We start from the raw sequence: 12973 nt of genomic DNA, 5'->3' as shown, positions 1-12973 counted from the left end.
AGTCGAAGATTCATGCGTACCCTGAAACGCGCCATGCTGTCGCTGGCCGCCGTGCTGGCGATGGCCCAGGTGCTGGTGGCCCACGCCCAGCTGCCGGAATTCACCGAACTGGTCGAGCAGGCTTCGCCGGCCGTGGTCAACATCAGCACCCGGCAAACCATGCCGGCGCAGCCTGCCGGCATGCCGCCGCAGATGATGCCCGATCTGGAAGGTCTGCCGCCGATGTTCCGCGAGTTCTTCGAGCGCAGCATCCCGCAGGTGCCGCCGGGGCAGGCGCCGCGCAAGCGCCAGGCGCAGTCGCTGGGCTCGGGCTTCATCATTTCCGCCGACGGCTATGTGCTGACCAACAACCACGTGGTGGCCGACGCCGACGAGATCATCGTGCGCCTGTCCGACCGCAGCGAGCTGGAGGCCAAGCTGGTCGGCGCCGATCCGCGCACCGACGTGGCGCTGCTCAAGGTCGAGGGCAAGGGCCTGCCGCACGTCAAACTCGGCCAGTCGGAAAGCCTCAAGGTCGGCGAGTGGGTGGTGGCCATCGGCTCGCCGTTCGGCTTCGATCATTCGGTCACCGCGGGCATCGTCAGCGCCAAGGGCCGCAGCCTGCCCGACGAGAACTACGTGCCGTTCATCCAGACCGACGTGGCGATCAACCCCGGCAACTCCGGCGGTCCGCTGTTCAACCTGGATGGCGAGGTGGTCGGCATCAACTCGCAGATCTTCACCCGCTCGGGCGGCTTCATGGGCCTGTCGTTCGCCATTCCGATCGACGTGGCGATGAACGTGGCCGAGCAGCTCAAGGCGGACGGCAAGGTCAATCGCGGCTGGCTGGGCGTGGTGATCCAGGAAGTCAGCAAGGATCTGGCGGAAACCTTCGGTCTGGACAAGCCGGCCGGCGCGCTGGTGGCCCAGGTGCTGGAGGACAGCCCGGGCGCCAAGGGCGGCCTGCGGGTCGGCGACGTGATCCTTGCCCTCGACGGCAAGCCGATCGTCGCGTCGGCCGATCTGCCGCATCTGGTCGGCGGCCTCAAACCGGGCACCAAGGTGACCCTGGATGTGGTGCGCGACGGCGCCCGCCAGCAGCTGGCACTGGCCATCGGCGCGCTGCCGGAGGACGGCGAGACCGTCGCTGCGGCCGGCGCCAAGGGTGGTGCGGAGCGCAGCAGCAACCGTCTGGGTGTGACCGTGGTCGACCTCACCGCGGAGCAGAAGAAGGCCCTGGAAGTGGAGGGCGGTGCGCTGATCCGCGAGGTGCAGAACGGTCCGGCGGCGCTGATCGGCCTGCGTCCGGGCGACGTGATCACCCACCTGAACAACCAGTCGATCGATTCGGCGAAGACCTTCGGCAAGGTCGCCGAGGCGCTGCCGAAGAACCGCAGCGTGTCGATGCGAGTGCTGCGCCAGGGGCGCGCCAGCTTCATCACCTTCAGGCTGGCCGAGTGATCGACAGCTTGGCGGACACGGGGGCGCTTCGGCGCCCCCATTGCGTATTGGCTGCCGGGTGTCAAGCCGTGGGTTACGCCCGTCGAGGCGATAGGCTAGAATTCACGGCTATTTTCGGCGGGCCCAGCCCGCGCTCTCCTTTTGAGTGTTGAGCCCGTGAGTGATCTGAGTCATATCCGCAACTTCTCCATCATTGCCCACATCGACCATGGCAAGTCGACCCTGGCCGACCGGTTCATCCAGATCTGCGGCGGCCTGGCCGATCGCGAGATGGAGGCCCAGGTGCTGGACTCCATGGATCTCGAGCGCGAGCGCGGCATCACCATCAAGGCGCACAGCGTGACCCTGCACTACAACGCGCAGGACGGCAAAACCTACCAGCTGAACTTCATCGATACCCCCGGTCACGTCGACTTCACCTATGAGGTCAGCCGCTCGCTGGCCGCCTGCGAGGGCGCGCTGCTGGTGGTGGACGCCGGCCAGGGCGTCGAGGCGCAGTCGGTGGCCAACTGCTACACCGCCATCGAGCAGGGCCTCGAGGTGATGCCGGTACTCAACAAGATGGACCTGCCCCAGGCCGAGCCGGAGCGGGTCAAGGAAGAGATCGAGCACATCATCGGCATCGACGCCACCGACGCCGTGGCCTGCAGCGCCAAGAGCGGCATGGGCGTGATCGACGTCCTCGAGCGTCTGGTCGAGGTCATTCCGCCGCCGACCGGCGAGATCGAGGCGCCGCTGCAGGCGCTGATCATCGACTCCTGGTTCGACAACTACCTGGGCGTGGTCTCGCTGGTGCGCGTGCGCCACGGCCGGGTCAAGAAGGGCGACAAGATCCTCGTCAAGTCGACCGGCAAGGTCCACCAGGTCGACAGCGTCGGCGTGTACACGCCCAAGCACACCACCACCGCCGACCTCAAGGCCGGCGAAGTGGGCTTCATCATCGCCGGCATCAAGGAAATCCAGGGCGCGCCGGTCGGCGATACCCTGACCCTGTCGAATACCCCGGACGTCGACGTGCTGCCCGGCTTCAAGCGGGTCAAGCCGCAGGTCTACGCCGGCCTGTTCCCGGTCAGCTCGGACGACTTCGAGAACTTCCGCGACGCCCTCGAGAAGCTCACCCTCAACGACGCCGCGCTGCAGTACGAGCCGGAAAGCTCTGATGCGCTGGGCTTCGGCTTCCGCATCGGCTTCCTCGGCATGCTGCACATGGAGATCATCCAGGAGCGCCTCGAGCGCGAGTACGACCTGGACCTGATCACCACCGCGCCGACCGTGGTGTTCGAGGTGGTGCTGAAGAACGGCGACACCGTGTATGTCGACAACCCGTCCAAGCTGCCGGACCTGTCGTCGATCGAGGAGATGCGCGAGCCGATCTGCCGGGCCAACATCCTGGTGCCGCAGACCCACCTGGGCAGCGTGATCACCCTGTGCATCGAGAAGCGCGGCGTGCAGCGCGACATGCACTTCCTCGGCACCCAGGTGCAGGTCAGCTATGATCTGCCGATGAACGAGGTGGTGCTCGACTTCTTCGACCGCCTGAAGTCGGCCAGCCGTGGCTATGCCTCGCTGGACTACGGTTTCGACCGCTTCCAGGCCGCCAACCTGGTGCGTCTGGACGTGCTGATCAACGGCGAGCGGGTCGATGCCCTGGCGCTGATCGTCCACCGCGACAACGCGGCCTACAAGGGTCGTCAGCTGGTGGAGAAGATGAAGGAGCTGATCCCGCGGCAGATGTTCGACGTGGCGATCCAGGCGGCCATCGGCGGCCAGGTCGTGGCCCGCTCGACCGTCAAGGCACTCAGGAAGAACGTGCTGGCCAAGTGCTACGGCGGCGACGTCAGCCGCAAACGCAAGCTGCTGGAGAAGCAGAAGGCCGGCAAGAAAAGGATGAAGCAGGTAGGCAGTGTGGAAATTCCCCAGGAAGCCTTCCTTGCCGTGCTCAAGGTGGATAGCTAAGGCCCATGACTCTGAACTTTCCGTTGTTGCTGGTGATCGCCGTCGCCGTGTGCGGCGTGCTGGCGCTGATCGACCTGCTGTTCCTCGCCCCGCGCCGGCGCACAGCCATCGCCGCCTACCAGGGCAGCGTGAGTCAGGTCGATCCGCAGGTGCTGCAGAAGCTGGCGCGCGAGCCGGTGCTGGTGGAGTACGGCAAGTCGTTCTTCCCGGTGCTGGCGCTGGTGCTGGTGCTGCGCTCGTTCCTCGTCGAGCCGTTCCAGATTCCCTCCGGCTCGATGAAGCCGACCCTCGAGGTCGGCGACTTCATCCTGGTCAACAAGTTCTCCTACGGCATCCGTCTGCCGGTGGTGGACACCAAGGTGATCGAGGTCGGTGAACCGCAGCGCGGCGATGTGATGGTGTTCCGCTTTCCCAGTGAGCCCACCGTGAACTACATCAAGCGCGTCGTCGGCCTGCCGGGCGACCATGTGCGCTACAGCAGCGACAAGCGTCTGTTCGTCAACGGCCAGCCGGTGGCCGAGCAGCTGATCGGCGACGAGCCGGGCAGCCTCGGCAGTGCCCGCCTGTTCAGCGAGAAGCTGGGCGAGGCGGAGCACCTGATCCGCAAGGAAATGCGCCGCTACCGTATCGAACCGGATCGCGAGTGGAAGGTGCCCGCCGGGCACTATTTCATGGTGGGCGACAACCGCGACAACTCCAACGACAGCCGTTATTGGGATGATCCGGCCATCGCTCCCGAGCTGCAGGGCATGGTTCCCGACCGCAACATCGTCGGCAAGGCGTTTGCCGTGTGGCTGAGCTGGCCTGCGCCAAAGCTCAGCCACCTGCCGACCTTCGAGCGTGTCGGGCTGATCCATTGATGCACTGAACAGTTTACGGATACGAGGTTGATCATGAAGTTTGCGCGTGGGCAGAAAGGCTTGTCGATGTTGAGCTGGCTGGTGGTCCTGATCGTGGTGGCGTTCCTGGCCAGCACGGCATTCAAGGTCCTGCCGCATTATCTGGACTTCTTCTCGCTGCAGAAGATCGTCACCTCGGTCGAGACCGAGAAGGCCCTCGAGCTGCGCTCCCCGGCTGAGTTTTACGCGCATATCGATCGCGGCGTGATGGTCAACAATATCCGTGATCTCGACATGCGCAAGGTGATGGACGTGCGCATGGAAAACAACGAGTTCTATGTCCATCTCAAATACGAGAAGCGCGAGCCGCTGATCGAAAACCTCGACCTGGTTGTCCATTTTGACCGTGAATATCGTGTCCGTGCCCCGTGAGTAATCCTCTGCAACGTCTCGAGCGCCAGCTCGGCTACAAATTCCAGGACCCGGATCTGATGATCCTGGCCCTGACCCACCGCAGCTTCGCCGGTCGCAACAATGAGCGGCTGGAGTTCCTCGGCGATGCCATTCTCAACTTCGTGGTCGGCGAGGCGCTGTTCAAGCGCTTCCCGCAGGCCCGCGAAGGCCAGTTGTCGCGCCTGCGCGCGCGGCTGGTGAAGGGTGAGACCCTGGCCCGCCTGGCGCTGGTCTTCGAACTCGGCGAATACCTGCGCCTCGGTTCCGGCGAGCTGAAGAGCGGCGGTTTCCGCCGCGAGTCGATCCTCGCCGACGCCACCGAAGCGCTGATCGGCGCCATCTACCTGGACACCGGCATGGAGGCGGCGCGCGATCGCGTGCTGGCCTGGCTGGCACCCTATTTCGACGAGCTGACCCTGGTCGACACCAACAAGGATCCGAAAACCCGCCTGCAGGAATTCCTGCAATCGCGCGGCTGCGAACTGCCGCGCTACGATGTGGTGGATATCCAGGGTGAGCCGCATTGCCGGACCTTCTTCGTCGAATGCGAAATTGCCCTGCTCAATCAAAAGACCCGTGGCCAGGGTGCCAGCCGTCGTATCGCCGAACAGGTGGCGGCGGCTGCAGCACTGGTGGCCCTGGGCGTGGAGAATGGCAATGACTGAATCCCTGCCGAGCCGTTGCGGCTACGTGGCCATCGTCGGCCGGCCGAATGTCGGCAAGTCGACCCTGCTCAACCATATCCTCGGCCAGAAGCTGGCGATCACCTCGCGCAAGCCGCAGACCACCCGGCACACCCTGCTCGGCATCAAGACCGAAGGGCCGGTGCAGGCGATCTACGTCGACACCCCCGGCATGCACAAGGACAACGACAAGGCGCTCAACCGCTACATGAACCGCAGCGCCAGCGCGGCACTCAAGGACGTCGACGTGGTGATCTTCGTCGTCGACCGCACGCGCTGGACCGAGGAGGACCAGATGGTCCTCGACCGGGTCAAGTACGTCGAAGGCCCGCTGCTGGTGGTGGTCAACAAGATCGATCGCCTCGAGGACAAGGCCGAACTGCTGCCGCACCTGAAGTGGCTGGCCGAGCAGCTGCCGAATGCCGAAATCGTGCCGATCTCCGCGCAGCACGGGCAGAACCTCGATACCCTCGAGGCCCAGGTGGCCAAGCACCTGCCCGAAGGCGAGCACTTCTTCGAGGAAGACCAGCTCACCGACCGCAGCTCGCGCTTCCTCGCCGCCGAACTGGTGCGCGAGAAGGTCATGCGCCAGCTGGGTGCCGAGGTGCCCTATCAGGTCGCCGTGGAGATCGAGCAGTTCCAGCAGCAGGGCCGCGTGCTGCACATCCACGCGCTGATCCTGGTCGAGCGCGACGGACAGAAGAAGATCATCATTGGCGACAAGGGCGAGCGCATCAAGCGCATCGGCCAGGAAGCGCGCCGCGACATGGAAGAGCTGTTCGGCAGCAAGGTCATGCTCAACCTGTGGGTCAAGGTGAAGGGCGGCTGGTCCGACGACGAGCGCGCCCTGCGTTCGCTGGGCTACGGCGACATCTGACCGGCGACTGCAATCGCTGCGGTAGGGTGTGCGCTGCGCACCCGCACCGCTGTCCCGGCTTTCGCCGCCGCGCATAGCGCACCCCACGGTTGACATGATCGCTGCCGCCCATCCCGCCTTCGTCCTGCATTCCCGCCCGTACAAGGAAACCAGCGCCCTGGTGGATTTCCTGACTCCGGAGGGACGGCTGTGCGCCGTCCTGCGCGGTGCGCGCGGCAAGGCCGGCACGCTGGCGCGACCGTTCGTGCCGCTGGAGCTGGAAGTGCGCGGGCGCGGCGAACTGAAGAACGTCGCCCGCCTGGAGAGTGCCGGCATCCCCCCTCTGCTCGGTGGCCTGGCGCTGTTCAGCGGTCTCTACCTCAACGAGCTGCTGATTCGCCTGCTGCCGGCGCAGGACCCGCATCCACAGCTGTTCGACCACTATGCCGCGACGCTGGCCGCGCTGGCGGCCGGTCGGGCGCTGGAGCCGTTGCTGCGTGCCTTCGAATGGCGTCTGCTGAGCGATCTGGGCTATGGTTTCGCCCTCGACCGCGACTGCCAAGGGCGGCCGGTCGATCCGCTGGGGCTGTACCGGTGGCTGCCCGACCTCGGCTTCGAGCCGGTCAGCCAGCTGCAGCCCGGACTGTTTCACGGCCGCGAGTTGCTGGCGCTGGCTGAGGCGGACTGGGCGGTGCCCGGGGCACTGGCAGCCGCCAAGCGGTTGATGCGCCAGGCGCTGGCGCCGCACCTGGGTGGCCGGCCGCTGGTCAGCCGCGAGCTGTTCATGAATCGCAAGGAGTCCCATCGTGACTGAAGCCAACCGCATCCTGCTGGGTGTCAACATCGACCACATCGCCACCCTGCGCCAGGCGCGCGGCACCCGCTACCCGGACCCGGTCAAGGCGGCGCTGGACGCCGAGGAAGCCGGTGCCGACGGCATCACCGTGCACCTGCGCGAGGATCGCCGGCATATCCAGGATCGCGACGTGCGCGTGCTCAAGGAAGTGCTGCAGACGCGAATGAACTTCGAGATGGGCGTCACCGAGGAGATGCTCGCCTTCGCCGAGCAGATCCGCCCGGCGCATGCCTGCTTCGTGCCGGAAACCCGTCAGGAGCTGACCACCGAGGGCGGCCTCGACGTGGCTGGCCAGGAGGCGCGCATCCGCGCCGCGGTCGCACGCCTGGCCGCCATCGGCTGCGAGGTATCGTTGTTCATCGACGCCGACCCGCGGCAGATCGAGGCCGCCGCCCGCGTCGGCGCACCGGCCATCGAGCTGCACACCGGGCGCTACGCCGACGTCCACACCCCGGCGGAAATGGCCTGCGAGCTGGCGCGCATCCGCGACGGCGTCGAGTGCGGCCTGAGCCACGGCCTGATCGTCAATGCCGGCCACGGCCTGCACTACCACAACGCCGAGGCGGTGGCGGCGATCCGCGGCATCAACGAGCTGAACATCGGCCACGCCATCGTCGCCCACGCGCTGTTCGTCGGCTTCAAGCAGGCGGTAGCGGAGATGAAGGCGCTGATCGTCGCTGCGGCGGCACGCTGACTCGGCGGGCCGCTCCGACTTGTAGGAGGCGCGCCCTCGCGGCGATACCCTTGCCCTTGGCGGCCCTACGGTCCGCGTCGTCCCGAGGGCGGGCCTCCCACAAGGGCGTGCTCACGTTCCTCCGTAAACGTCCTCGGTCCTTACGGCTTGCGCGCCACCAGCACGGCGCGCATCGGCGACGGCAGGCCTTCCACGGTGCGGCTGGGGTCCTGCGGGTCGAGGAACTCCGGCAGCGACTGGAACTTCATCCACTCGGTGGAGCGCTGCTCCTCGACACTGGTGACGCTGACGTCCACGCAGCGCACGTCGACGAAGCCGGCGCGGCGCAGCCACAGCTCCAGTGCTGGCACCGAGGGCAGGAACCAGACGTTGCGCATCTGCGCGTAGCGGTCTTCCGGCACCAGCACGGTATTCAGGTCGCCGTCCACCACCAGGGTTTCCAAGACCAGTTCGCCGTCCTTGATCAGGCAGTCCTTCAGCGCCAGCAGGTGGTCGATGGGCGAGCGGCGGTGGTAGAGCACGCCCATGGAGAATACCGTGTCGAAGCCTTCCAGCTTTTCCGGCAGTTCCTCCAGGGCCAGCGGCAGGTGCCAGGCCGGCAGGTCGGGCAGGTAGTTCTTCATCGCCAGGAACTGGCAGAAGAACAGCCAGTTGGGATCGACGCCGACCACGCAGTCGGCGCCGGCGCCGAGCATGCGCCACTGGTAGTAGCCGTTGCCGCAGCCGACATCCAGCACGCGCTTGCCGCGCAGATCCAGATGGGGAGCGACCCGCGCCCACTTCCAGTCCGAGTGCCACTCGGTGTCGACATGCACGCCGAACAGTTCGAAGGGACCCTTGCGCCAGGGGATCAGGCCCCTGAGCGCCTGCTCCAGCGCCGTGCGTTGCTCGGCAGTGCAGGCTCCGGCGAGGGCGAAGCATTCGGCCAGCTCGCGCTGCTCGACGGCCAGCGGCGGCAGCGCGTCCACCGCCGCCTGCCAGCGGGTCAGGTCGCCGTGGCCGCGGGCCAGCTTGGCGGCGAGCAGCTCGGGCAGGCTGCCCGCCCAGGCGGTCAGCGACGAGCCGCGCAGACGGTCGAGCAGGGCGGGGAGATTGGCGCGGGTGGCGAGGTCGGTCATGGCAGGGCGATCAGCGAGGCGAAGTTGAGGCATTGGAACCAGGGAATGACTTTCGAGAAGCCGGCCGCCAGCAGGCGCTCGCGGTGCTCCTCGAGGCTGTCCGGCTTCATCACGTGCTCGATGGCGCTGCGCTTCTGGGCGATTTCCAGTTCGCTGTAGCCGTTGGCCCGCTTGAAGGCGATGTGCAGGTCGGTGAGCAGCTCCTGCTCCTCGGCATCCGCGAAGCGCAGCTTCTCCGAGAGGATCAGCGCGCCGCCGGGCAGCAGCGCCTGGCGGATGCGGCCGAGCAGCTGCAGACGCTGCTCGCGCGGGATGAACTGCAGGGTGAAGTTCAGCGCCACCACCGAGGCCGGCTGGAACTCGAGCTGGCAGATGTCGGCCTCGAGCACCTCGACCGGTAGCAGTTCCTGGAACATCGAGTCCTGGGCGTGCAGGTACTCGCGGCAGCGTTCGACCATGGCGCTGGAGTTGTCCACCGCGACCACCCGGCAGTCCTCGGCCTGCACGTGGCGACGCAGCGCCTGGCTGACCGCACCCAGCGAGCAGCCCAGATCGTAGAGGGCACTGTGCGGTCGGGCGAACTGGCTGGCGATCACCCCGATGTTCTCGACGATGGTCGGGTAGCCCGGCACCGAGCGCTTGATCATGTCGGGGAATACCCGCACCACCGCCTCGTTGAACACGAAGTCGGCAACCTGCTCCTGGGGAGTGGCATAGATGCGGTCGGGGATCTGCTTCACGGCGCGCTTCCGGCTGGGGAAACCGCGCATTCTAGCCGAGTGGCGGGCCGCCTCGCAGCTTCCTCACCTCAGCTGGTCGGAAAGGAACTCGCCGGCGCCCTGCAGCGGGCCGAGCGGATTGCGTTCGACCTGCATGCGGCGGATCTGCGGTTCGCCGTTGCTGACCTTGTGCACCAGCTTGTCGTCGACCAGCACGAACACCGCGCGGAATGCCCAGCCATTGACCTCGCGGTTCTTGCGGAAGTTGAGCACGTCGGCCCAGAAGCTGCCGGTACGCTGGGTATCGGTCTGGTTGAACTCGAAGGCATAGCCGGTGCAGCGCTCCTTGGCCTGCAGGCAGGTCACCAGGCTGTCCGGCAGATAGTCGATGGGGATGTTCGGCTGGACGAACATCATGCGCACGTCGAGGAACGACAGCATGCGGCCATTGCCGTTGATCACCGGATCGAAGCCGAGGGAAAACAGCTCGGGCCGGCTGGTCACGCCGGGAACGGCCTGCTGGTAACGACCTTCGGCATCCATGTAGTCGCGAAACGGCGAGAGGATTTCCGCGCGTTCGCTGGGAAGCAGACTGCCGCAGCCAGAGAGCAGAACGAGCAGGCCGAGCAGCGCGTGTCGCCCGTAGAGCAGGTCCATATCGCACCCCCACATAGCGAAGCCTGTCTCTACTTCTATAGGCGATTTACGGGCGCGCTGCCGGTCGTGGAGACGAGCGGTGGGTATTTCTCGCCGAATCAGATCGGCACTGGCGCGCACGCACGGCCGCCATCCGCCGCCGTGCGCGCCGGCACTCACCCGGCGTGAAACAGCACCTTGGCCACGTCGGCGTAGCGACTGGCGAAGTGCACCGTCAGACCCTCCTTCAGGTAGTCCGGCAGCTCCTCGAAGTCGCCGCGGTTGGCTTCCGGCAGGATCAGCTCGAAGATCTTCTGCCGGCGCGCGGCGATCACCTTCTCGCGCACCCCGCCGATGGCCAGCACCTGGCCGGTGAGGGTCAGCTCGCCGGTCATCGCCACGTCCTTCTTCGGTGCCTGGTTGCGGGCCAGCGAGAGCAGGGCGCTGGCCATGCTGATGCCGGCACTGGGGCCGTCCTTGGGGGTGGCGCCCTCCGGCACGTGCAGGTGGACGAAGGCCTGGTCGAAGAAGGTCGGGTCGCCCTTGTACTTCTTCAGGTGCGAGCTGATGTAGCTGTAGGCGATCTCCGCCGATTCCTTCATCACCTCGCCGAGCTTGCCGGTCAGCTTGAAGCCGCGGTTGAGGGTGTGGATGCGCGTCGCCTCGATCGGCAGGGTGGCGCCGCCCAGGCTGGTCCAGGCCAGACCGGTGACGATGCCGACGCCCTCGAGCAGGCGCTCCTTGCGAAACGGCGGCATGCCCAGGTAGTCCTCGAGGTCCTTGGGAGCGACTTTCACCTTGGCTTCGGGGTCGCCGAGCAGGCGGACCACCGCCTTGCGCACGATCCGGCCCAGCTGCTTCTCCAGCTGGCGCACCCCGGCCTCGCGGGCATAGCCCTCGATCACCGCCTTCAGCGCGCCGTCGCTGATCGACAGGCGCGCCCTGGGCACGCCCGCCTTGTCCAGTTGCTTGGGCCACAGGTGGCGCTTGGCGATGGCCAGCTTCTCCTCGGCGATGTAGCCGGACAGGCGGATCACCTCCATGCGGTCGAGCAGTGGCCCGGGGATCGAGTCGAGGGTGTTGGCAGTGCAGACGAACAGCACCTTGGACAGGTCCAGGCGCAGGTCGAGGTAGTGGTCGAGGAACTCGACGTTCTGCTCCGGATCGAGGGTCTCCAGCAGCGCCGAGGCCGGATCACCCTGGAAGCTGGCGCCCATCTTGTCGATCTCGTCGAGCATGATCACCGGGTTCATCACCTCGACCTCCTTGAGCGCCTGCACCAGCTTGCCGGGCAGGGCGCCGATGTAGGTGCGCCGGTGGCCCTTGATCTCCGCCTCGTCGCGCATGCCGCCGACGCTGAAGCGGTAGAACGGCCGGCCCAGCGCCTCGGCGATCGACTTGCCGATGCTGGTCTTGCCCACCCCGGGCGGGCCGACCAGCAGGACGATGGAGCCGGCGATCTCGCCCTTGAAGGCGCCGACGGCGAGGAATTCGACGATGCGCTGCTTGATGTCGTCCATGCCGGCGTGGTGCTTGTCGAGCACCTTGCGTGCCCGGGTGAGGTCGAGCTTGTCCTTGCCCAGCACGCCCCAGGGCACGCTGGTGGCCCAGTCCAGGTAGTTGCGGGTGACCGCGTACTCCGGCGAGCCGGTCTCCAGTACCGACAGCTTGTGCAGTTCCTCGTCGATGCGTTTCTGCGCCGCCGCCGGCAGCGTCTTGCCTTCCAGGCGCTTCTGGAACTCCTCGGCGTCGGCACTGCGGTCGTCCTTGGTGATGCCCAGTTCCTTCTGGATCACCTTGAGCTGCTCGCGCAGGAAGAACTCGCGCTGGCGCTTGCCGATGGTGCTGTTGACCTCGGCGCTGATCTCGGTCTGCAGGCGCGCCACCTCCACCTCGCGGCGCAGCAGCGGCAGCACCTTCTCCATGCGCTTGAGCACCGGCACGGTGTCCAGCACCGCCTGCAGGTCGCTGCCCGGCGCGCTGGTCAGCGCCGCGGCGAAGTCGGTCAAGGGCGAGGGATCGTTGGGGCTGAAGCGGTTCAGGTAGTTCTTCAGCTCCTCGCTGTACAGCGGGTTGAGCGGCAGCAGCTCCTTGATCGCGTTGATCAGCGCCATACCGTAGGCCTTCACCTCGTCGCTGGGGTCGGCCGGGGTGCGCGGGTAGTCGACCTCGACCAGGTACGGCGGGGTGCGGCTTAGCCAGCTGCGGATGCGCACCCGGGCCAGGCCCTGGGCGACGAACTGCAGGCTGTCGTCCTGCTGGCTGGCGTGGTGCACGCGCACCACGGTGCCGTGCTCGGGCAGGCTCTCGGGGTCGAAGTCTTCGGCGCTCTCCGGCGGGTTGTCCATGTAGAACAGCGCTACGCAGTGGTGCTCGGTCTTGGCCACGCGGGCGAGGGTCTGCGCCCAGTGCTGCGGGTTGACCACGATGGGCAGCACCTGGGCGGGGAAGAACGGCCGGTTGTGCACCGGCATGATGTACAGCTGGTTGGGCAGCACCTGGCCCTGCAGCACCACGCCGGTGTTGGCCGCGCTGTCGTCGTCGACGATCTCGTGAGGGATGTCCTGCTCGCTCATGAAGGGGCTCCTGCGCCGTCGGGTGGTTTGAGTCTAGATGGGGCGGGGCGATGGGCATTTCAAGCGACGTCCCGGCCGGGTAGGGCTGCAGGCAGTCACGATTAGTGCTTGATTGTTATGTTATTACATCTTAACGTGCCCGCCGCG

12 protein-coding genes are annotated in these 12973 nt (G+C 66.5%); 8 read left to right on the top strand and 4 right to left on the bottom strand.

What is annotated here, in order from left to right; translation table 11 throughout:
• The first annotated feature begins 12 nt into the window (after positions 1-12).
• The 8 genes from BM297_RS17840 (at position 13) to pdxJ (ending at position 7777) form a co-directional block, all read left to right on the top strand.
• A complete protein-coding gene (locus BM297_RS17840; RefSeq protein ID WP_092434016.1) occupies positions 13-1440 on the top strand; it encodes a DegQ family serine endoprotease in 1428 nt (475 codons plus the stop codon).
• A gap of 156 nt (positions 1441-1596) precedes the next feature.
• Positions 1597-3396, top strand: a complete 1800-nt coding sequence (gene lepA / locus BM297_RS17835; protein ID WP_092434013.1) for a translation elongation factor 4 — start codon at positions 1597-1599, stop codon at positions 3394-3396.
• Positions 3397-3401: 5 nt separating this feature from the next.
• Complete coding sequence (gene lepB / locus BM297_RS17830; protein WP_092434010.1) at positions 3402-4256, top strand: signal peptidase I; 855 nt, start codon at positions 3402-3404, stop codon at positions 4254-4256.
• A gap of 33 nt (positions 4257-4289) precedes the next feature.
• Positions 4290-4667 (top strand): DUF4845 domain-containing protein, encoded by a 378-nt coding sequence (locus tag BM297_RS17825; RefSeq protein WP_092434124.1) that lies wholly within the window; start codon positions 4290-4292, stop codon positions 4665-4667.
• Positions 4664-5353 carry a ribonuclease III gene (gene rnc, locus BM297_RS17820; RefSeq protein ID WP_092434008.1) on the top strand — a complete coding sequence of 230 codons (690 nt, stop codon included), beginning with the start codon at positions 4664-4666 and terminating at the stop codon, positions 5351-5353. The genes BM297_RS17825 and rnc overlap by 4 nt, the downstream gene beginning before the upstream one ends.
• Complete coding sequence (era, locus tag BM297_RS17815) at positions 5346-6248, top strand: GTPase Era (protein ID WP_092434005.1); 903 nt, start codon at positions 5346-5348, stop codon at positions 6246-6248. Before rnc ends, era begins: the two co-directional genes overlap by 8 nt.
• A gap of 94 nt (positions 6249-6342) precedes the next feature.
• Positions 6343-7041 carry a DNA repair protein RecO gene (gene recO / locus BM297_RS17810; RefSeq protein ID WP_092434000.1) on the top strand — a complete coding sequence of 233 codons (699 nt, stop codon included), beginning with the start codon at positions 6343-6345 and terminating at the stop codon, positions 7039-7041.
• Entirely contained in the window at positions 7034-7777 is a 744-nt protein-coding gene (gene pdxJ / locus BM297_RS17805; protein ID WP_092433997.1) for a pyridoxine 5'-phosphate synthase, read from the top strand. The genes recO and pdxJ overlap by 8 nt, the downstream gene beginning before the upstream one ends.
• Positions 7778-7917: 140 nt before the next feature.
• On the opposite strand, the gene cmoB is transcribed toward pdxJ, so the two are convergent.
• From cmoB to lon, 4 genes are all read right to left on the bottom strand, one after another.
• Complete coding sequence (gene cmoB / locus BM297_RS17800) at positions 7918-8895, bottom strand: tRNA 5-methoxyuridine(34)/uridine 5-oxyacetic acid(34) synthase CmoB (protein WP_092433991.1); 978 nt, start codon at positions 8893-8895, stop codon at positions 7918-7920.
• Positions 8892-9635: a carboxy-S-adenosyl-L-methionine synthase CmoA gene (gene cmoA / locus BM297_RS17795; protein ID WP_092434122.1), complete on the bottom strand. Its 744-nt coding sequence runs from the start codon at positions 9633-9635 to the stop codon at positions 8892-8894. The genes cmoB and cmoA overlap by 4 nt, the downstream gene beginning before the upstream one ends.
• A gap of 63 nt (positions 9636-9698) precedes the next feature.
• A complete protein-coding gene (locus BM297_RS17790; protein ID WP_092433988.1) occupies positions 9699-10271 on the bottom strand; it encodes a hypothetical protein in 573 nt (190 codons plus the stop codon).
• 155 nt (positions 10272-10426) lie between these two features.
• Positions 10427-12826, bottom strand: a complete 2400-nt coding sequence (gene lon / locus BM297_RS17785) for an endopeptidase La (RefSeq protein ID WP_092433986.1) — start codon at positions 12824-12826, stop codon at positions 10427-10429.
• Between the last annotated feature and the right edge of the window lie 147 nt (positions 12827-12973).

Source organism: Geopseudomonas sagittaria, assembly GCF_900115715.1.
GTDB lineage: Bacteria > Pseudomonadota > Gammaproteobacteria > Pseudomonadales > Pseudomonadaceae > Geopseudomonas > Geopseudomonas sagittaria.
This window is presented reverse-complemented; position numbering and strand designations above follow the sequence as displayed.

Coding starts and splice junctions, on each gene's coding strand:
- BM297_RS17840 (WP_092434016.1), top strand. CDS start 13: ATGCGTACCCTGAAACGCGCCATGCTGTCGCTGGCCGCCGTGCTGGCG.
- recO (WP_092434000.1), top strand. CDS start 6,343: ATGATCGCTGCCGCCCATCCCGCCTTCGTCCTGCATTCCCGCCCGTAC.
- era (WP_092434005.1), top strand. CDS start 5,346: ATGACTGAATCCCTGCCGAGCCGTTGCGGCTACGTGGCCATCGTCGGC.
- cmoB (WP_092433991.1), bottom strand. CDS start 8,895: ATGACCGACCTCGCCACCCGCGCCAATCTCCCCGCCCTGCTCGACCGT.
- BM297_RS17825 (WP_092434124.1), top strand. CDS start 4,290: ATGAAGTTTGCGCGTGGGCAGAAAGGCTTGTCGATGTTGAGCTGGCTG.
- lepB (WP_092434010.1), top strand. CDS start 3,402: ATGACTCTGAACTTTCCGTTGTTGCTGGTGATCGCCGTCGCCGTGTGC.
- BM297_RS17790 (WP_092433988.1), bottom strand. CDS start 10,271: ATGGACCTGCTCTACGGGCGACACGCGCTGCTCGGCCTGCTCGTTCTG.
- lon (WP_092433986.1), bottom strand. CDS start 12,826: ATGAGCGAGCAGGACATCCCTCACGAGATCGTCGACGACGACAGCGCG.